Annotated in this window: 20 protein-coding genes and 1 tRNA gene; 11 read left to right on the forward strand and 10 right to left on the reverse strand. The window is 56.2% G+C overall.

All coding sequences use genetic code 11. The annotated features are described in order from the left end of the window. The first annotated feature begins 2 nt into the window (after positions 1–2). From coaBC to ACEXKH_RS03210, 8 genes are all read left to right on the forward strand, one after another. Positions 3–1,214: a bifunctional phosphopantothenoylcysteine decarboxylase/phosphopantothenate--cysteine ligase CoaBC gene (gene coaBC, locus ACEXKH_RS03175; protein WP_373573054.1), complete on the forward strand. Its 1,212-nt coding sequence runs from the start codon at positions 3–5 to the stop codon at positions 1,212–1,214. 80 nt (positions 1,215–1,294) lie between these two features. Beyond that, a tRNA-Pro gene (locus ACEXKH_RS03180) sits at positions 1,295–1,371 on the forward strand. A 294-nt stretch (positions 1,372–1,665) separates the two neighbouring features. After that, a complete protein-coding gene (locus ACEXKH_RS03185) occupies positions 1,666–2,370 on the forward strand; it encodes a CDP-alcohol phosphatidyltransferase family protein (RefSeq protein ID WP_195239293.1) in 705 nt (234 codons plus the stop codon). Between the two features lie 65 nt (positions 2,371–2,435). Beyond that, positions 2,436–2,870: an FHA domain-containing protein gene (locus tag ACEXKH_RS03190; protein WP_195239292.1), complete on the forward strand. Its 435-nt coding sequence runs from the start codon at positions 2,436–2,438 to the stop codon at positions 2,868–2,870. A gap of 3 nt (positions 2,871–2,873) precedes the next feature. After that, on the forward strand, positions 2,874–3,758 hold the full coding sequence (gene ftsR, locus ACEXKH_RS03195; protein ID WP_117564796.1) for a transcriptional regulator FtsR: 885 nt from the start codon (positions 2,874–2,876) through the stop codon (positions 3,756–3,758). A 21-nt stretch (positions 3,759–3,779) separates the two neighbouring features. Then, positions 3,780–4,325 (forward strand): adenine phosphoribosyltransferase, encoded by a 546-nt coding sequence (locus ACEXKH_RS03200; RefSeq protein ID WP_117564797.1) that lies wholly within the window; start codon positions 3,780–3,782, stop codon positions 4,323–4,325. A 32-nt stretch (positions 4,326–4,357) separates the two neighbouring features. After that, a complete protein-coding gene (locus tag ACEXKH_RS03205) occupies positions 4,358–5,473 on the forward strand; it encodes a coiled-coil domain-containing protein (protein ID WP_373573055.1) in 1,116 nt (371 codons plus the stop codon). Positions 5,474–5,650: 177 nt separating this feature from the next. After that, positions 5,651–6,517 carry a DegV family protein gene (locus tag ACEXKH_RS03210; RefSeq protein ID WP_373573056.1) on the forward strand — a complete coding sequence of 289 codons (867 nt, stop codon included), beginning with the start codon at positions 5,651–5,653 and terminating at the stop codon, positions 6,515–6,517. A gap of 72 nt (positions 6,518–6,589) precedes the next feature. Here ACEXKH_RS03210 and ACEXKH_RS03215 read toward each other — a convergent pair whose 3' ends face one another. Together ACEXKH_RS03215 and ACEXKH_RS03220 are read right to left on the reverse strand one after the other, a co-directional pair. Next, on the reverse strand, positions 6,590–7,201 hold the full coding sequence (locus ACEXKH_RS03215) for a DUF1836 domain-containing protein (RefSeq protein ID WP_195239289.1): 612 nt from the start codon (positions 7,199–7,201) through the stop codon (positions 6,590–6,592). Positions 7,202–7,355: 154 nt separating this feature from the next. Next, on the reverse strand, positions 7,356–8,294 hold the full coding sequence (locus ACEXKH_RS03220; RefSeq protein WP_373573057.1) for an NAD(P)/FAD-dependent oxidoreductase: 939 nt from the start codon (positions 8,292–8,294) through the stop codon (positions 7,356–7,358). A gap of 118 nt (positions 8,295–8,412) precedes the next feature. Between ACEXKH_RS03220 and ACEXKH_RS03225 the strand changes: the two genes are divergently transcribed. Further along, positions 8,413–9,714, forward strand: a complete 1,302-nt coding sequence (locus ACEXKH_RS03225) for an MGDG synthase family glycosyltransferase (protein WP_373573058.1) — start codon at positions 8,413–8,415, stop codon at positions 9,712–9,714. Between the two features lie 452 nt (positions 9,715–10,166). On the opposite strand, the gene dut is transcribed toward ACEXKH_RS03225, so the two are convergent. The 3 genes from dut to ACEXKH_RS03240 are packed head-to-tail and all read right to left on the reverse strand — an operon-like array spanning position 10,167 to position 11,559. After that, positions 10,167–10,610, reverse strand: a complete 444-nt coding sequence (gene dut / locus ACEXKH_RS03230) for a dUTP diphosphatase (RefSeq protein ID WP_373573059.1) — start codon at positions 10,608–10,610, stop codon at positions 10,167–10,169. A gap of 4 nt (positions 10,611–10,614) precedes the next feature. Next, positions 10,615–11,058 (reverse strand): transcriptional regulator NrdR, encoded by a 444-nt coding sequence (gene nrdR / locus ACEXKH_RS03235; protein WP_055285168.1) that lies wholly within the window; start codon positions 11,056–11,058, stop codon positions 10,615–10,617. Positions 11,059–11,109: 51 nt separating this feature from the next. Beyond that, the gene (locus ACEXKH_RS03240; RefSeq protein ID WP_373573060.1) at positions 11,110–11,559 is read right to left on the reverse strand and encodes a LysM peptidoglycan-binding domain-containing protein; all 450 of its coding nucleotides are present in this window, start codon (positions 11,557–11,559) and stop codon (positions 11,110–11,112) included. Between the two features lie 162 nt (positions 11,560–11,721). Here ACEXKH_RS03240 and lexA point away from each other — a divergent pair, with 162 nt between their 5' ends. Both lexA and ACEXKH_RS03250 read left to right on the forward strand, forming a co-directional pair. Further along, on the forward strand, positions 11,722–12,366 hold the full coding sequence (gene lexA / locus ACEXKH_RS03245; RefSeq protein ID WP_373573061.1) for a transcriptional repressor LexA: 645 nt from the start codon (positions 11,722–11,724) through the stop codon (positions 12,364–12,366). Beyond that, positions 12,366–13,070 (forward strand): heparan-alpha-glucosaminide N-acetyltransferase, encoded by a 705-nt coding sequence (locus tag ACEXKH_RS03250; RefSeq protein WP_373573062.1) that lies wholly within the window; start codon positions 12,366–12,368, stop codon positions 13,068–13,070. Before lexA ends, ACEXKH_RS03250 begins: the two co-directional genes overlap by 1 nt. Here the strand turns inward: ACEXKH_RS03250 and hflX are convergent. From hflX to ACEXKH_RS03275, 5 genes are all read right to left on the reverse strand, one after another. Beyond that, the gene (gene hflX / locus ACEXKH_RS03255; protein ID WP_373573063.1) at positions 13,055–14,344 is read right to left on the reverse strand and encodes a GTPase HflX; all 1,290 of its coding nucleotides are present in this window, start codon (positions 14,342–14,344) and stop codon (positions 13,055–13,057) included. The two genes, ACEXKH_RS03250 and hflX, sit on opposite strands and share 16 nt — an antisense overlap. Beyond that, positions 14,344–15,282: a tRNA (adenosine(37)-N6)-dimethylallyltransferase MiaA gene (gene miaA, locus ACEXKH_RS03260; RefSeq protein ID WP_373573064.1), complete on the reverse strand. Its 939-nt coding sequence runs from the start codon at positions 15,280–15,282 to the stop codon at positions 14,344–14,346. The genes hflX and miaA overlap by 1 nt, the downstream gene beginning before the upstream one ends. Further along, positions 15,282–16,652, reverse strand: a complete 1,371-nt coding sequence (gene miaB / locus ACEXKH_RS03265) for a tRNA (N6-isopentenyl adenosine(37)-C2)-methylthiotransferase MiaB (RefSeq protein ID WP_373573065.1) — start codon at positions 16,650–16,652, stop codon at positions 15,282–15,284. The genes miaA and miaB overlap by 1 nt, the downstream gene beginning before the upstream one ends. 63 nt (positions 16,653–16,715) lie before the next feature. Next, on the reverse strand, positions 16,716–17,033 hold the full coding sequence (locus ACEXKH_RS03270; RefSeq protein ID WP_006235982.1) for a stage V sporulation protein S: 318 nt from the start codon (positions 17,031–17,033) through the stop codon (positions 16,716–16,718). 74 nt (positions 17,034–17,107) lie between these two features. After that, a complete protein-coding gene (locus ACEXKH_RS03275) occupies positions 17,108–18,193 on the reverse strand; it encodes an ATP-binding protein (RefSeq protein WP_373573066.1) in 1,086 nt (361 codons plus the stop codon). Between the last annotated feature and the right edge of the window lies 1 nt (position 18,194).

Here is an 18,194-nt window from a genome sequence, read left to right on the forward strand (position 1 = left end):
CGATGGCGGCGCCCAATAATTCAATGCAACTTGAGGGAAAAACGATCCTGCTGGGCATTACCGGCGGGATCGCCGCCTATAAGTCGTGCAATATCGTGCGCCTGCTGCAAAAGCGCGGCGCACGCGTCAAGGTCGTTATGAGCGAGCATGCTACGGAGTTTGTGGGCCCGCTCACCTTCCGCGCGCTCACCAATGAGCCGGTCGCGGTAGGTCTGTTCGACGATCCCTCCGACCCCATCCACCATATCTCGCTGGCGCAGGAGCCCGACCTGGTGGTCGTGGCACCCGCGACGGCCAATATCATCGCCAAGATGGCCAACGGCATTGCCGATGACCTTATCTCCACGACGCTGCTCGCCACGCCGCGACCCATTGTGATCGCGCCGGCCATGAACAATGGCATGTGGAAGGCGCCGGCAACCCAGGCCAATATGGCCACGCTGCGCGACCGCGGGGTGCACGTGGTTGGCCCCGGTAATGGCTACCTTGCCTGCGGTGACGTGGACGCGGGGCGCATGAGCGAGCCCGAGGACATCGTCGAAGCCATCTGCGAGGTGCTCAACCCCGCACCTCAGGACCTGGCGGGCAAGCGCATCGTTATCACTGCCGGTCCCACGCACGAACCGATCGACCCCGTGCGCTTTATTGGCAACCGGTCGTCGGGCAAGATGGGCATCGCCCTGGCGGGGGAGGCCGCTCGCCGCGGTGCCGAGGTCACGCTCGTGCTGGGGCCGACGTCACTCGACGTGGGTCGCGGCGTGGAGTGCGTGCACGTGCAGACCGCCGCAGAGATGCTGCAGGCGGCGCTGGGTGCCTTCCAGACGGCCGATGCTGCCATTTGTGCGGCGGCTGTCGCCGACTACACACCCGCCGCTCCCGCCGACCATAAGCTCAAAAAGGCCAACGAGCGCTTGGATCGCATCGAACTGGTCGAGACGGTCGATATTTTGGCTGAGCTCTCGCGCCAGAAGGGCGAGCGCCGTGTGATCGGATTTGCAGCCGAGACCGATAACGTCGTGGAGTACGCTGAGCGCAAACTTGCCCGCAAGGGCTGCGATGCAATCATCGCCAACGATGTCTCGCGCGCCGATTCGGGCTTTGGAACCGACACCAACAAGGCCTGGATTGTGAGCACGGCGGGCACGAAAGAACTTCCCGTACTAACAAAACCCCAGCTCGCGGATACAATTTTGGACTTGCTCAAAAATAATTAAAAAAGTTCTTGCACAAGTCCAAAGTTTCGGGTTAATATACTCCCTGTTGCGAGCGAGAGCAGAGCAACAAACAAAAGCTTCGGGACGTGGCGCAGCTTGGTAGCGCACTTGACTGGGGGTCAAGGGGTCGCTGGTTCGAATCCAGTCGTCCCGACCAGAAGTTTGCAGGTCAGGCACCTAGTGCCTGACCTTTTTTGTTAAGAATCAACAGATTAAGCAACGAAGAATCAACGGCTTTCTTGATCGATACTTTCGCTCAACAAATACTTGTACGTCACCCTCCAAATACGACAATTTATGACATGTTTGAAGGCTGACGTACATAAAAACGGTACATTCACGTTGCGAAAACGCCCTCCACATGTCTGGACTCTCTATGCTTACGCTGGATAGACATCGCCAGAACGGGTATAGTATCGAAAGTTTTGTCGTTTACCAGCGGGGGAGTCCTGTGGGCATCAAGAAGAAGATCAAAAAGGAGCTTATCGGCACTTCCGATTACCCGTCGAATAAGATCTTTACGATCTCCAATTTCATTACCTTTACGCGCCTGGTCCTCACGCTCGTCTTCCTGTACCTGTTCGTGACGGACAACAACCGTGTCGTCGCCATTGTCATCTATGCCATCGCGGCTTCCACCGACTGGATGGACGGCCAGATTGCCCGCATGACCAAAACGGTCTCGTGGCTCGGCAAGGTTATGGATCCCATCTGCGACCGTGCGCTGTTGTTTACCGGCGTGCTGGGCTTGGTGGTCCGCGGCGAACTGCCCATCTGGGTCTGCGTGCTCATCATCGGCCGCGATATCTACCTGGGCATCGGTACACTCATCGTGCGCCACTACCACCGTCGTCCCATTGACGTCGTCTTTCCCGGCAAGATTGCCACCGCGCTGCTCATGACCGGCTTCTCGCTCATGTTGCTTGGCTTTCCCGTCGTGGACGGCTGGCGACTGCTGCCCGCCGCGTTCACGGCTTTTCCGGGCCTCAACGGCAGCTCGGTGCCCCTCGGCATCTTCTTTGTGTATGGCGGCGTGATCTTCTCCATGCTCACCGCTGTCATCTATTCCATTAAGGGAGGGGCGGCCATTAAACAGGCCATCGCGCATCCCGAGGACGAGGACACCGACTTTCTCAACCCCGAAATCGAAGACTGATTCATTGGGGTATGATTACGTACGGTTCATTCTTTGCGGCGTGGCCGCGTTAGATAGGGGTTGTCATGGACAACAAGGTTAACAATATGCCTCAGAACGATAAGACTGCGGACGCTACCTGCGTTTTCCGTGTTCCTTCGAGCGATGTCACCGTTCCCGACCTTATGGCCAACGTGCACATCACCGCTCCGGTTTTGTCCATCGTCAAGGGCCCGCAGACCGGAGCCGCCTTTGAGCTCGAGGATGACGTGACCACCATCGGCCGCGATCCCGCGAACGGCATCTTCCTCAACGACATGACTGTCTCGCGCAGCCACGCACGCATTATTCGTGAGGGCCTGGGCGCCCGTATTGAGGATCTGGGCTCGCTCAACGGCACCTGGGTCGACGGCGCCATCGTCAACGGTGCTCCGCTGCACGACGGCTCTTCCGTTCAGATCGGTACGTTCACGCTCATCTACCACGAGAGCACGCCGGAGCGCATCGAAACCGGTGAGTAGGTAATGGCCGAACGCAACTATCTGAGTATCGGCCAAGTCGTCAATCTACTTCGAGGCGCATACCCCGATCTATCGAACTCAAAAATTAGATTTCTAGAAGATGAGGGGCTCATCACCCCTCATCGTACGCCTAAGGGGTATCGCCAGTACTCCAAGGAAGACGTTGACCGTCTCGAGGTCATCCTGCACCTGCAGAAGACCCGCTACATGCCGCTCAACGTCATTAAGCAGCGTTTGGAAAACGCAACGGACCTGTCCACTTTGGCTTACGAGGTGGGTCTTCTGTCCGATGTTCCGCTTAAGACGGAGCCCAAAGAGACCAAGCAAAAGCTGCATCCCATCGAGACGATTCCCGACATGCTCGGTGTTGAGATTTCTTTCATCCGCTCCCTTGCCGAGAACGATCTTATCCGCATCATCAAGAGCCCGCAGAACCGAGAGCTTGTCGATGGCCGCGATTTCCCGATTATCCGTTACTGCTCGGAGCTGTCGCGCTTCCACATTGAGCCGCGCAACCTGCGTCAGTACGTATCGTCGGCAAACCGCGAGTCTTCGATGTTTGAGCAGGTTCTCGTGAGCATGCTCGGCATGGATACCTCCGACGACGAGCGCGACGCCAAGCTCGAGCGCGCTTTTAAGAAGCTGCACGACCTCACCGAGGGTGTTCACACCGCGCTCCTTAAGAACCGTGTCTTTGAGTCGCTCAACGCCGTGGTCGAGGACGCTGACATCGATGCTCTCGATGAGGAGATCGCGCGTTCCGAATCCACCAAGGCTAAAAGCGATGGGGCTAGCGTCCCCGCGGTTGCCGCGCACGACGAGTCGCTCGTGCAGCCGTCCAAGGTCGTCGTCCCCTCGCATAGCTCGTCTGCTAACACGAGTAAATAATCGCCGTCCACCCGGCAATCCATGAAAGGTCACAAAGTGTACGACTTCGAATCTCATATCGTCGATATCCCCGACTATCCCGAGCCCGGAGTCGTCTTTAAGGACATCACGCCGCTCTTTGGCAATCCCGAGGCTCTGAAGGCCATGGTGGATGCCCTGGCCGAGCATTTTGCCGGCATGGGCATTACCAAGGTCGTCGGCCCCGAGGCTCGTGGCTTTATGGTGGGCGTGCCCGTGGCCGTCGCCCTGGGCGCCGGCTTTGTTCCCGCACGTAAACCGGGTAAACTGCCGCGCAAGACGGTGAGCGAGAGCTACGAGCTCGAGTATGGAACGGATTCTATCGAGATCCACGCCGATGCTATCAGCTCTAAAGATACCGTGTTGATTCTGGACGACTTGGTCGCGACGGGCGGAACTGTCGAGGCAACAGGTAAACTGGTGCGAGATATGGGCGCAAAGCTTGTGGGCTACGGTTGTATCCTTGAGCTTGCGTTTCTCAACCCGCGCAAGAAGCTCACGCCTTCTAACGAGGACGTTGAGCTCTTTAGCCTGGTAACGGTGGACTAGCCGCTACCCTTAGATACCGGAAAGGAAGCTCCATGCGCACAGCAAACACGCACAGAAACATGGCACGCTGCGCTGCTACGGCAACCATCGCTTGTGTTTTGGGCCTGGGCCTCGTGGCTCCGGCCTACGCCGATACCGCATCCGACCTTGCCGCTGCTCGTACTAAACTCGAGCAGATTGGCACCCAAACCCAGCAAATTCATGAAGAGCTCTCCGCACAGACGCAGGAGCTTGATCAGACTGCAGGCGAGATCACGCAAAAGAAGCAAGAGATTGCCGAGGGCCAGGCAAAGCTTTCGTCCTACGTTGCCGGTGAGTACAAGACCGGTGGCCTGAGTCTCCTTCAAGTTCTGACAGGCGTCGACGATCTGGGCGACATGCTCAATCGTCTGTTCTACTACGGCAAGGTTTCCGACAAGCAGGCCCAGACCATTCAGGATGTCAAGGACCTTAAGCAGCAGCTCACCGATAAGCAAGCCGAGCAGGAGAAGAACGTCGCCGCGACGCAGAAGAAGGTCGACGAGCTCAATGCCCAGCAGGCTGAGGCCCAGAGTGTCGTGAACTCCCTGGATTCACAGCTGCAGGCCGAGCTTGCTGCCGAAGCCGAGGCCAACGCCGCACTGCAGGCTGGCATCAATGCCAGCACCGCCGAAAAGGCCACGGTGAGCAACGACACCGCCGGTACGACCGAGAACACCAACAACGGTGGTGGCACGACCAACAATGGCGGCGACAACACCCCCGCGCCCGCTCCTGCCCCCACGCCGCAGCCCGTGACGCCCGCTCCGGCTCCCACGCCTTCCGCACCGAGCCAGTCCGTTGACGGTGGTACCGTTGTTTCGCGCGCCTACAGCAAGCTCGGTTATGCTTATTCTTGGGGCGGCATTGGACCGAACAGCTTTGACTGCTCCGGTTTTGTAAGCTACTGCCTCACCGGCCGTTATTGCCGCCTTGGCACCACGGGCACATTTATGGGCTGGACCCGCGTATCCGATCCCCAGCCTGGTGATGTCGTGGTTAACTCTTACCACACCGGCATCTACATTGGTAACGGCCAGATGATCCATGCTTCCGACTACAAGACGGGCGTTATCATCAGCTCCGTTGCCGCTGGCATGAACAACAATTACATTTTCGTTCGCTACTAAGTGTTGTAACTCAGTAAACGAAGGTGGACCTCGCATCCTTTGGGAGCGAGGTCCATTCTTTTATCTCGACCGCCCGTTTTGCGTATAAGCAACAATCTAGTTTTGAATACTAGATATACGCAGCATCTTTCCAAAAGATAGCTATAATTGTTGAGGAACAACTAGAAAGGACCCTCAATGAGCTGGGCACTTATCTCCGATTCAAGCTGCAATCTTCGCGATTGGCAACCAACCGCACCCCATACCACCTTTGCATTCGCGCCTCTTAAAATCCGAGTAGGGGAGCGTGAATTTGTCGATGACCTCTCGCTCGATGTTCACGAGCTTAATGTTGCCATTCAATCGGAAGCCAGTGCATCATCGAGCGCCTGTCCAAGCGTAGGGGAGTGGGCTGAACTTTTTAAGCTTGCCGACAAGACGATCTGCATGCCCATCTCGGAGGGCGTATCGGGAAGCTACAATGCCGCGGCCACCGCACGTGACATGGTGCTTGCCGAGGAGCCCAACCGTAAGATTCATTTGGTTAACTCGCGAGCCGCAGGTGGCAAAATGGATTTAATCTTTTTGCTGTTCGATCGCTATCTAGCAAGCAACCCGGAAGCCTCCTTTGAGGACGCCTGCGCTTACTTCGATAGCTTGGAGCAGAACAGCAAGATTCTCTTTAGCCTGTGTAATTACGAGAACCTTGCAAAGGCTGGACGCATTCCTAAAGCAGCCGGCGTCATTGCCAACAAGCTCAATATCCGCATTTTGGGCACGGCGAGCGAAGCGGGCGAAATTGAACTCGTTGGGCACACGCGTGGCGAAAAGAAGATGCTCACCAAGATTGTCGACACCATGGAGGCCGAGGGCTTTACTGGCGGCGAGGTCATCATCGATCACGTTGAGAACGAAGCTGGAGCCCAGGCGCTTGCCGACCGCATTGTGGAGCACTGGCCAGGCTCCAAGACTATCATCATGCCCTGCAACGGGCTAGATTCTTACTATGCCGAGATGAACGGCCTCATCATCGGCTACGGCATGGGCGTGGCTTCGGGTCGATAACGTTCAACCAAGCAAAACACGGGCGGGACAAAGAGCCATCTGTCACTTTGTCCCGCCCGTTTTATACATTGACTAGCTATTAAACCCATTAAACTTAAGGTAGCTCATCAGGTATGCCTTCGAAACGAAGGACGATACAGCACTGCGCACGAGAAGCGATTCGCGCGTAACCTGATGGGCGGTATCGGGCACGGGAGTCTGCTCGACGGAAAACGCCGCGTGAATCGATGCCTCAAGTTGATCGACTACATAATCGAAAGCCGTAGGAGCGTCGTAGCTCAAGCGCTGAATATTAAAGAGCGCCTGAACCGCAGCGATGGGCAGCACCTGCTTAAAGATACAAATGGCGATGAGACGCGCAATCTGCTCACGGCCATACTGCTTTTTAACCGGAGCAGGAACGAGGCCGACCTTCACGTAGTTATTGATCATCGAGGGCGTAATAACGGGCTGCTCTACGCAAATCGAAAGCGGCTCCATCCACAGCGCAACATATTCAATAACCTGATCGCGATAGAGCGTTACGTAGGGCAGCTGGTCATAGCGTGGCAGGCTCAACGCGTTGAGTTTTCCCACCATATCGGACTGAATAAATGCATCCGGCAGCACCGTCGGCTGAATGTCCTCCGGCTTAATACTGACCGATGTATCGGACATCGGAATAACATGTTTGACGTGGTTCATCAGAGGCCTCCGTTCGTTTTCTATATTGTATTCTAGGTTATCTAGTTTTGCATACCACATAGCCGCTCAGTAAAAGTGGTTAGACAGTACATTGAAACACCGTCCAACCACTTTGTTTAAAGATAGCAACCTTACATAAGATATATTATCGTACTTATCCGCGTAGGAAAGCGTATGAGCTGGTTGCCGCTATAGCACCGTCCGATACGGCGGTCACAACCTGGCGTAAACGCTTGGAACGAATATCGCCGGCTGCGAATAATCCGGGTGTGCGGGTGGCCATGGAATCATCGGTGACAATGCCGCCGTCGGGAGCCAGATCGACTAGGTGCTCAACGAGCTCGGTATGTGGCTGCGTCCCCGTAAAGACAAAAATGCCAAACGAGCCCGGATCAAAAGACTCGGAATACGTTTCACCGGTTGCGTTGTCCTTAAACGTGATTGTCGTGGGCATCGCTTCACCAGAAAGCTCAACAATACTAGTTTGGTACCTAACTGAAATATTGTCCTTAGCAAGCACCTTATTCACAACGCCCTCGGGTGCACGGAACTGATCGCGACGCAGCACGATAGTCACGCTGCTGGCAATGTCGGACAGGAACAGCGCCTCCTCGCATGCTGAATTGCCGCCTCCGATAACAAAGACCTGTTTGCCACGGAAGAACATGCCGTCACACGTCGCGCAGTACGAAACGCCACGACCGCGATACGTGTTTTCGCCAACAAACCCCGCAGGACGCGGCGTGGCGCCCATGCACGCAATGACGCTCTTGGCCGCTGTGTCGCCCATATCATGATGGATGGTAAATAAAGCCGCATCGGCATCGTAATCGACGCCCGTCACCATACTCCATTCAACCTGAGCCCCCAGGCCTTCAGCATGCTGCTGGAACCGCTCACCAAGTTCGGCACCGCTTAGCAGCGGAATGCCAGGATAATTCTCAATCTCGTTGCTCGTGGCAATCTGTCCGCCCGACATGCCCTGCTCAAGGACAGTCGTCGACAGGTTGGCACGCGCCGCATAAATGGCGGCAGCATAGCCCGCAGGGCCGCCGCCGATAATCGCAACATCGATTGTCTGATCGGTAGTCATGAAGAGTCCTCTCGTCGAAACGTTGTCGTTCTTTGCGCTCATACCCAAATTTACGTGAACGTGACACTCATGCACTACAATGATAAATCCGTATTACAACGTCGAAGGGGAGTTATCGATGGATCAGACGCAGACGAGCGACGACGCTCCCCTGCTCACGCACAGCACTCCCCAATCGGAGCAATCCACGCTCTTGGCTCAGCAAAAACCTCTCGTGACCATCGTGCACGCCTCGGTCGGCTCGGGCCACAAGGCCGCCGCAAATGCGATTGCGCAGGCATTCGACCTCATCCGCGGCACCAATGGCATCCCCGAGGATGTTGAGATTGAAGTGCTCGATATCCTTGATTTTGGACGCATTAAATTCGACGGCAATAAGACCGCGGCTTCTTTTACGGGAGCCACGCGCCCCATTTACGACCTGACCTGGCGATATACGCTTACAGGGCATCTTCTCTGGGGTGGCGGCACGGCATGGTCGCGAATTATGTTCCCCGCCTTCAACGAATATATTCGTAACCGCAGGCCCATAGCCGTGGTCGCAACGCACATCACGGCAGCCAACGTTGCCGTGGGCGCCCGCGTAATTACGGGTATCGATTATCCGGTCATCTGCGTCCCGACCGACTACGAAGTCGAGGGCTGGTGGCCCCACAAGGACACCGATCTATTCTGTGTTGCCAACGAATTTATGGCCGAAACGCTGCGTCCGCGCAAGGTGCCCGAGGCAAAGATTCGCATTACCGGCATCCCTATTCGCGCCGGATTCGACACGGATTACGATCGCGAGGAAGAGCTAGCCAAGTTCAACCTCCCCATCGACAAGACCGTCGTGCTGGTAATGGCAGGTGCCAGCTTGCCCCAGCCTTACGTCCGCTTTCGCGCGGCGATGGACCACACACTCCCCTTCCTGCGCAGCTTCGAAGACATGCACTTTGTCTTTTTGCCCGGCAAAGACGTGGAGTATGCCACCCGCCTGAAGACGCTCTTCGATGCCATGAAGCTCGAGAACGTCACGGTTTTGGACTATGTCGACGACATGGCCGCCCTCATGCACGGCTGCGACCTGGCAATCCTCAAATCGGGCGGACTCACGGTCACCGAGTGCCTCTGTGCGCATCTGCCGATGATCCTGCTGGGCAAGTCATATGGCCAGGAAAAAGCCAACACCACTATGCTCACCGGCATGGGCGCCAGCATGCACGTCACCACGGCACGAGAGCTCATCGTGACGTTGCGCCATCTCCACGATCACCCGGAGTCACTCAAGGCGCTGCTCATCAATGGCGAAGTGCTGCGCCGTCCCCGCGCAGCCGAAGACATCGCCGTCGCCACCATGGAACTCGTAGGCAAACCCCAAAAGCGCAAACGAGCCTTCTGCCGCTTCTACTGGGGCGGGAAGCCTGCTCATATCCGCTAGCGTCGGACTGTTCGCTTGCCCGTGGGGGCCTATATATCATCCCGTGCTCAAACATTCTCGCTACGCTGCGAAACTGCGCGCGGGACGATATATAGGCCCCCACAGGCAAGCTGCGTTTACGCACTAGCAGCTAAACTAGATTCCCCTCCAGTAGAACCAACAAAGGCGAGACCGGAAAAGATAAATACAGTTAGCCGATGCGACAAAGAGACTATTCCTTTGTCGCATCGGCTAACTAGAATGTAAATTTTTTCAAGCGAGTAGCCGCCCGCCTCTCTCACATATCGTTCCACGCGCAGTTTCGCAGCGAGCGAAGCGACGCGAGAATGTTTGAGCATGGAATGATATGTGTGAGAGACGGGCGGGAGGGATACGAGCGCCCCCGCGAGAATGTTTGAGCATGGGATGATATATAGACGGGTCGGGCCGGTCAGCGGACAGTACGAAAACGACTAAGCTACGCCGCTAGAACCGAAACCGCCGGCTCCTCGGTCGGTTTCGTCTAGTTCTTGTACTTCTACGAGGTTGACCGTGGGGACTTCTTGGATGACGAGCTGGGCGATGCGGTCGCCTTTGTTGATTTGGATGTTGTTCGTGGGATCTAGGTTAATGAGGATGACTTTGAGCTCGCCTCGGTAGTGGGCGTCGATGAGGCCAGGAGTGTTGACTATGGACAGGCCTTGCTTAATGGCCAGGCCGCTGCGAGGCTGGACGAAGCCGGCGTAGCCGTCGGGCAGCGCAATGGCCAAGCCAGTGGAGACCAATCGGCGCTCAAAGGGCTTAAGCGCGCAGTCTTCGTTGGCTCGGAGGTCAAGACCGGCATCCGTGGGATGTGCGTATTTGGGAAGCTCGACCGTAGGATCGAGACGTTTAATGTTAACGGTAATGTTGGACATGAAATCACCTTAGCTTGTCGAGCTCTTGCAGAAACTCATCGACGTCTTTGAAATCGCGATAGACCGAGGCAAAGCGGATGTAGGCCACTTTATCGATCTTGGCCAACCGCTTAAGAACCATATCGCCCAGCTCATGGGACGTAACAGCCGTGAGCGTACGGGAACGAAGCTCAACCTCAATATCGTCAATGATCTCGTTGAGCTTTTTAGTGTCGATATCTCGCTTGATCGTGGCGCGCATCAAACCGACCAGCAGCTTATTGCGATCGAACCGTTGCTTGGATCCGTCTGACTTAATGACCTCGATAGGGTCTTCACAACGCTCAAATGTCGTAAAGCGATAATTGCATGAGCAGCATTCGCGACGGCGCTTGATGGTGTTATTTGATTCCTGCATGCGGGAATCAACGACGCGGGTATGTGCCTTGCCGCATTTGGGACAGCGCATGGTACCTCCTCTAAAACGATTACAAGGGTACCATGCGACGGTACTTAAATCTTATGAACGTGCGGGAACTTTAAGATGCGCACCGGCATCGAGCGAGCCATGCTCCAGGTGATTGACGTTGCGGATCATATCAGAGGTCTCCTGCGTGGAAAGACCCTCAATCGGATGTTCCTGGGCAAGCGACCACAAGGAATCGCCAGACTGAACACGGACGGTCTCATAGGTAACGTTAGATGCCGACTCGGCATATGCGGCGTGACGAGCGCTGAAGATCGAGGTGGCAAGTACAAAGAAGAGCGTGAGCGCAACGGCCAGGGCGACAACCGTCGAGGCCTTCAGGGCGGCGGGGGCCGAAGTCGTGGCGACGCACCGGCTACGAACGGGCTTACCAGGCAGTGTTTGGAAGCCAGATCGGCCGCCTTTGACAACCGTGAAAGCCGGCGCGGCGGGCGTCTCGAGCTTAAGGGCGAGGTTTCCCTGGACCATATTCGTTGCGTTCATCATGTTCTCCTCTCGCGTGTTTTGCTGAGAACAGTTTTATCAAGCCGCGCGGACAAAAATGTCTAGCGCGAGAACGAATGTTCGGTTATTATTATCTTCGAACAGTTGTTCCTGTCAAGCAAAATCGAACATTTGTTTGACATTGGCAGAGAGGATCCCCTGATGGCTCGCAAAATTACCAAGCGTCAGCAGCAGATTTACGACTTCATCAAGGAATATCAGCAGGAGAAGGGCTATCCGCCCAGTGTGCGCGAGATGGCATCGGCCGTAGGCCTCTCCTCCCCCAGCACGGTGCATGCTCATCTCTCTGCCTTGGAGGCTCGAGGGCTGCTCAAGCGCGATGCCACCAAGCCTCGCGCCCTAGAGCTCTTTGATGAGGACGGATCCTCTGTCTCGATTTCCAAATCCGATGAACCCACAGCGCCCCGCGGAACGGTCTCACTGCCGCTCGTCGGTCGCGTCGCGGCTGGGATTCCCATTCTGGCCGAGCAAAATATCGAGGACACCTTTACCATCCCGACCGAAATCGCCACAGACCAGGGCTCCTTTATCCTTGAAGTGCACGGCAACTCAATGGTCAATGTCGGCATCTACAACGGTGACTACATTATCGTTCGCGAGCAAAAGAGCGCCATGAACGGCGAAATCGTCGTGGCCATGATCGATGGCTCGGCGACCGTCAAGACGTTCTACAAGGAGCAGGGGCGCGTGCGCCTGCAGCCTGAGAACGACACCATGGAGCCCATCTATGCGACGAACCCCGTTATTTTGGGTAAGGTTGTCGGATTAATGCGCCGGTTCTCGTAATGCAAAAACGCATCACCATATTTGATACCATCCGCGGGTTTACGATGCTATCGATGGCAGGTTTTCACGCCTGCTACGATTTGGCCTACCTATATGGATGGGATATGACATGGTTTACCGAAACGGTTTTCCAGGATATCTGGCGCGCTAGTATCAGCTGGGTATTTTTGTTTATCGCCGGTTGGATGTGCACGCTCTCGCGCAATAACGTTAAGCGCGCCCTCAAATACGCGGCCGCAGCCTTGATCGTATGGATTGCAACTACACTGGTATCAGTCGACGATTCGGTAAACTTTGGCATCATTTATTGCATGGCGGCGTGCACCGCGGTGGTTGCACTCACCAGTCCGTTACTCCAAAAATTACCGGGCTCGTGGGGCATCGCAGTATGCCTTGTTCTTTTTACCCTAACCTGGGGCATTCCAAAGGCGGTCTACCCACTCCCCTACCTGGCATGGCTTGGATTCCCGGGCCCGGATTTTGTTTCGGGAGACTACTATCCGCTCATTCCATTTGTCTTTATGTACCTTACCGGCTTCTTTACTGCCCAGGCAGCACAAGCATCAAGCCACGAAGCGCCGGCATGGGCATACGCCAATCCCATCCCGGCGCTCGCAGTCCTCGGTCGGCATGCCTTACCGTTCTACCTACTCCATCAGCCTGTCATTCTAGGCGTGCTAGAGCTCGTTTACTCCGTACGATAGCGCTCAAGACGCGGCGCGATTCGGGCCGGCATCTTTGCCACAATGCGAACGCCGTCCTCTAGATATTCCTCATGCAGAAGGGTTCCCTGCTCATGCACCAGCGTAATGAGGGCGCCCTCGCGATACGGGATATCAGCGGAGAGCAACACATCGGTGGCAGCCGCCTCACGAGCAATTCGGTCGACGAGATCGTCGAGCCCCTCGCCTGTCTGGGCCGAGAACAACACGGCCTCGGGATAGCGACGACGGAAACTCAATCGATCGACGCTATCGAGTAGGTCGATTTTATTGAACACCGTAAGCGTCAAACGCTCGCCAGCACCGATCTCGTCAAGAACGCGATCGACTGCCTCGAGCTGGCGCTCGTAGTCCTCGTCAGAGGCATCCACAACTTTAAGGATCAGGTCGGCACCAAGGACCTCGGACAGTGTGGACTTAAAGGCATCAACGAGACCATGCGGTAGCTTTTGAATAAAGCCAACCGTATCGGTAATGGTCATACCACGACCGCCGGGCAAGCGATACGAGCGCGTCGTCGGATCGAGCGTGGCAAACAATTTGTCCTGTGAAAGCACTGTAGACCCGGTCAGGCGATTGAGCAACGTCGACTTACCGGCATTGGTATAACCGGCTAAGGCAACGCGAAACGCCGGCGACTCGATACGACTCTTTGACTGGACATCGCGGCGCTGTTCAACCTGCTTAAGCTCGCGACGAAGCGCGGCAATCTTGTTGCGAATCAAACGTCGGTCAACCTCGAGCTGGCTTTCGCCCTGGCCAAAGCGCGAACCAATGCCACCGCGTGTCTGCTCTTTAGCAAGATGGCTCCACATACCGCGCAAGCGAGGCAACAGATACTGCAATTGGGCTAGCTGCACCTGCAGGCGGCCCTCACGGGTCTGAGCGTGCAAGCCAAAGATATCGAGAATCAACGCCGTGCGGTCGATAATCTTAACCGGTTCGCACACGGCTTTCTCAAGATAAGACTGCTGCGAAGGCGTTAAATCGTCGTCGAAGATAACAACATCGGCATCCATTCGATGCACAAGCCCGCAAAGCTCCTCAACCTTACCGGAGCCGATAAACGATTTTGGATACGGCTTAACCAGACGCTGTGACAAACGCGCCACGCACTGGGCGCCAGCCGTATGGGCCAGGCGCTCAAGCTCGTCAAGCGAACGATCGAGCGGCCAGGCGTTATCGCGCCACTCAACTCCGACAAGAACGGCGCGTTCGGGCTCAGGCGCCGTGGGAACGAGGGGAAACCGAGCCATTAGGCCGCCTCGATACGGTGAAGGATATCCTTAACGACCTCATCGATCGTAAACTCGTCCATATCGAACCACACGATGCGGTCATCGCGTTTAAACCACGAAAGCTGACGCTTGGCATAGCGACGCGAGCGCATCTTGATGAGTTCGCGAGCCTCATCCATAGAAATCACGCCGTCAAAGGCATCGATGATCTCTTTATAGCCAATCGCTTGCATCGAAGTCAGGGCATCTCCCAGCCCCTGATCCATAAGGCAGCGAACCTCATCAACAAGACCCTGCTCAAACATCAGATCGACGCGTAGGTTAATTCGCTCGTAAAGCGCCTCACGATTACGCATCAATCCAAACCACAGAGCGTGATAATGCTCGCGCGGAACACTAAACTGCAACTTTTGCTGCGCGTAGGACACGCCATCATCGTGCATTTCCAGCGCGCGAATCACGCGACGAACATTATGGGGGTGGATGACCGCGGCGGACTCGGGGTCACGCTCGGCAAGCAGCGCGTGCAGCGCTTCCTCGCCAATGCGCTCGGCAAGCTCCTGATACCCCGCGCGGCGATCGTCCTCAAGTTCGCCCGAGGGAAAATCCATCTCATCCAGGGCCGCCTTGAGATACAAGCCCGTACCCCCGCAAAACACCGGTAGGCGGCCCTCGCCCAGCAAGCGCTCAACATGTACACGAGCGTCTGCCTGATACAACGCCGCAGAATATGCAACGCCCGGTTCAACAATATCGACCAGGCGTAGAGGCGCCGTGCATTCCTCAGGTGTCATCTTGGCAGTGCCGATATCCATACCTCGATAGATTTGCATCGCGTCACACGACAGCACTTCGGACGAAAGGCGAGCCGCCAAACGATCTGCGACATCACTTTTACCAACTGCGGTCGGACCGACAATCGCAACGGCGGAAAGGCCTGCCCCGGGAGAAATCATTAGCGCGGCTCGCCCACAACGGATCCGGACAGATACCACGTCTTGGCAACGTCGACGTCAACATCGACAATCTTGCCAATCAGCTGATCGATGCTGTAGCCAGCGGGAATCGGTGCATGAACGGTCTGATTCTTAGGACTCTTGCCCAGCAGCATCGCGTCATTCTTTTTGCTCGTACCCTCAATAAGCGCCGGCACAACGGTGTGGAGCTCACCTTGGTTATACTCGTGCGCTGTGGTCTCGATAACCTTCACCAGACGGTTGAAGCGCTCAAGAATCACCTCATGAGGCGTGGGATCGTCAATCTCGGCTGCCGGAGTACCGGCGCGCTTGGAATAGATAAACGTATAGGCCTGAGCATAACGGACCGTCTCGGCAAGCGAGAGCGTCTGCTCAAAGTCTTCCTCGGTCTCTCCGGGGAAGCCCACGATGATATCGGTCGAAAGCGCGATATCGGGCATGCGATTGCGGATGCGATCGACAAGCCCCAGATAATCCTCGCGCGTATAGCGACGGTTCATCTCTTTAAGGATGCGCGTCGAGCCCGACTGAACTGCCAGGTGCAGTTGCGGCATGACGGCAGGCGTCTCGGCCATAGCGTCGATGGTCTCGGGCAGCAGGTCTTTGGGGTGCGAGGAAGTAAAGAAAATACGCTCTACACCCGTATCGCCCACGGCGCGCAGCAGGTCGGCAAAGCGCGGCTTGCCAAACAGGTCGCGACCATAGGAGTTGACGTTTTGACCCAGAAGCGTAATCTCACGCACGCCCTGGCGTACTAGACCGGTCACCTCGTCGACAATCTCCTCGAAAGGGCGACTCTTTTCGCGACCGCGCACATACGGCACGATGCAATAGGTGCAGAAGTTATTACAGCCCGTCATAATGGGGACCCAGGCGTGATACTGGGTCTCGCGATGCCACGGCATGCTCATAGCATCCGTGTCCTCATGCTCATTGGTGCGAATATGACGCTTGCCGTCCAAGAATGCCTCGGCAATGAGCTCGGCCACATGCGCGATGGAATGCGTGCCAAAGATAACATTGACGTTATCGACATTGGTGAGCAAGCCCTCGCCGTCTCGTTGGGCAATGCAGCCGCCCACGGCGACCACGCGCTTGCCCGAGGGCGAAGGCGGGAGGCTCTTACAAGAGTTGCACTGACCGTACAGACGGGTGTCAGCGGCCTCACGAACGCAGCACGTCATGAACACGACAATGTCAGCATGCTCTGGATCGAGCGCCATGAGGCAGCCATATGAATCGAGCAGGCCACTCACGCGCTCGGAGTCGTGCTGATTCATCTGGCAGCCAAAGGTGCGGATAAAGTAGGTTTTACCAGCAAGAATATCGCGTACGGAACCCTGGTCCATGTGTATAAGTCCTAACGAGGTGAAATAGACGTAATCAAAGAGGGCAGGCAAAGAGTAAATACTCTATGCAACAGGCTTAACGTCGTCCATAACAACGTTATCCATAGCAGCTCGATTAATCTGATGAACGTAAATAGAAAGACGGATGGCCGTGCGCGACTCCCCGTTGATGAGGATGTCGGAGAACACCGGCGCACAGGAGATATCAAACCCGGTCGGAATCAAAAATCCGCGTGCAATGGCCACAGCCTTAATGGCCTGGTTGACGGCACCCGCGCCGACACACTGAATATTGACGGGAACACCATCTTTGACCATGCCGGCAATGGCGCCGGCAACGGACGCGGGCGATGATTTGCTTGATACCTTCAGGCAATCCATGAAGAAACTCCTGCGTTTAAAAGTACGTTTTAACTGCAATAACTGTATCGTACCGAACGGACTCGGTAAAGATGCTATTCCTCTTTGGCAAGATCGAACGTCACAGTGATGCGATCACGTGAAACACGAATCTTGGGGTCGCCGCAAAGGTTGAGATAGTACCGCGATGCAAGATCGTTAAAGTCGCGCTCCACGGCTCGCGAGAACTGCGCCATGTCGTCCTTGGCGATACGCAGCCCGCGACGATCCTTGGCAAGATCAACCGGAGCAGACGCATGCGGAGACGAATCGCGCTCGCGAAGCAGGCGTGCGGTCACACCGCGAACGGGCTTAATCTGGCCCGCCAAGATACGATGCGCCGTACGCTCGGACATCTCAAGGCCCAGACCCGAACAGATACGAATAAAGTCTTCCGCATCCGAAGCAAGTCCCAGGCGATCGACCACCGGAAGCTCGGCTTCGTCATCGATAAACAAAAGACGAGAAGCATCGAGACGGCTGGACGCCTGCGCATGCAACGTCGCGGCGATCTCGGACGGAGACCCCAAATAGACATCACAGGCGCGCAGCTCCTCGAGAGCAAACTCGCAGGCGGCGCGAATGATGTTGTGAGGGCCGCGGGCGCAGACATAGTGACCGTCCTCGTCCTTCACGGCCTGAGGCCAGCTGGACTGATCGGCGCGCTCGCCAAGGCGGTCGGTAGCGACGCTCACCTTAAAAACCGAGCCAAGGTCAACATCCGACGCGACAACGCGTGCCTCGTCGGTGTTCTGCTTAATCGAGAACAATGCCATGCCTCGACCGTGAACGCCCCAACGATCCATCTTCATGCTCTCGAGCTTGGAGGTAACGCGAGCATCAAAGATGCGCTCCTGCATATCCTGCGGCACACCCGAGCCGTTATCCAGAAAGACGAGCGTACGGACGCCATCTTCCTTGGTCGTGGCGAGATAGACCTTGTCGGCGCCGGCATCACGGGCGTTCCGCAGCATTTCGATGACAATATCCTCGACATGCTGAATGTCGTGCTTTGCCTGCCGCCGCTCGGCCTCCGAAACGCGGAGGCGGACATACCCCTCGCCAAGGTTCTCCTCGACGCGAAGGTTGCCCTCCCCCGACATCGACGCGATAAATGAGATGAGCTCGTTCGCGTCGTTCATG

Origin of the sequence: Collinsella aerofaciens ATCC 25986 (genome assembly GCF_964259375.1) — a bacterium.
Taxonomy (GTDB): Bacteria; Actinomycetota; Coriobacteriia; order Coriobacteriales; family Coriobacteriaceae; genus Collinsella; species Collinsella aerofaciens_BO.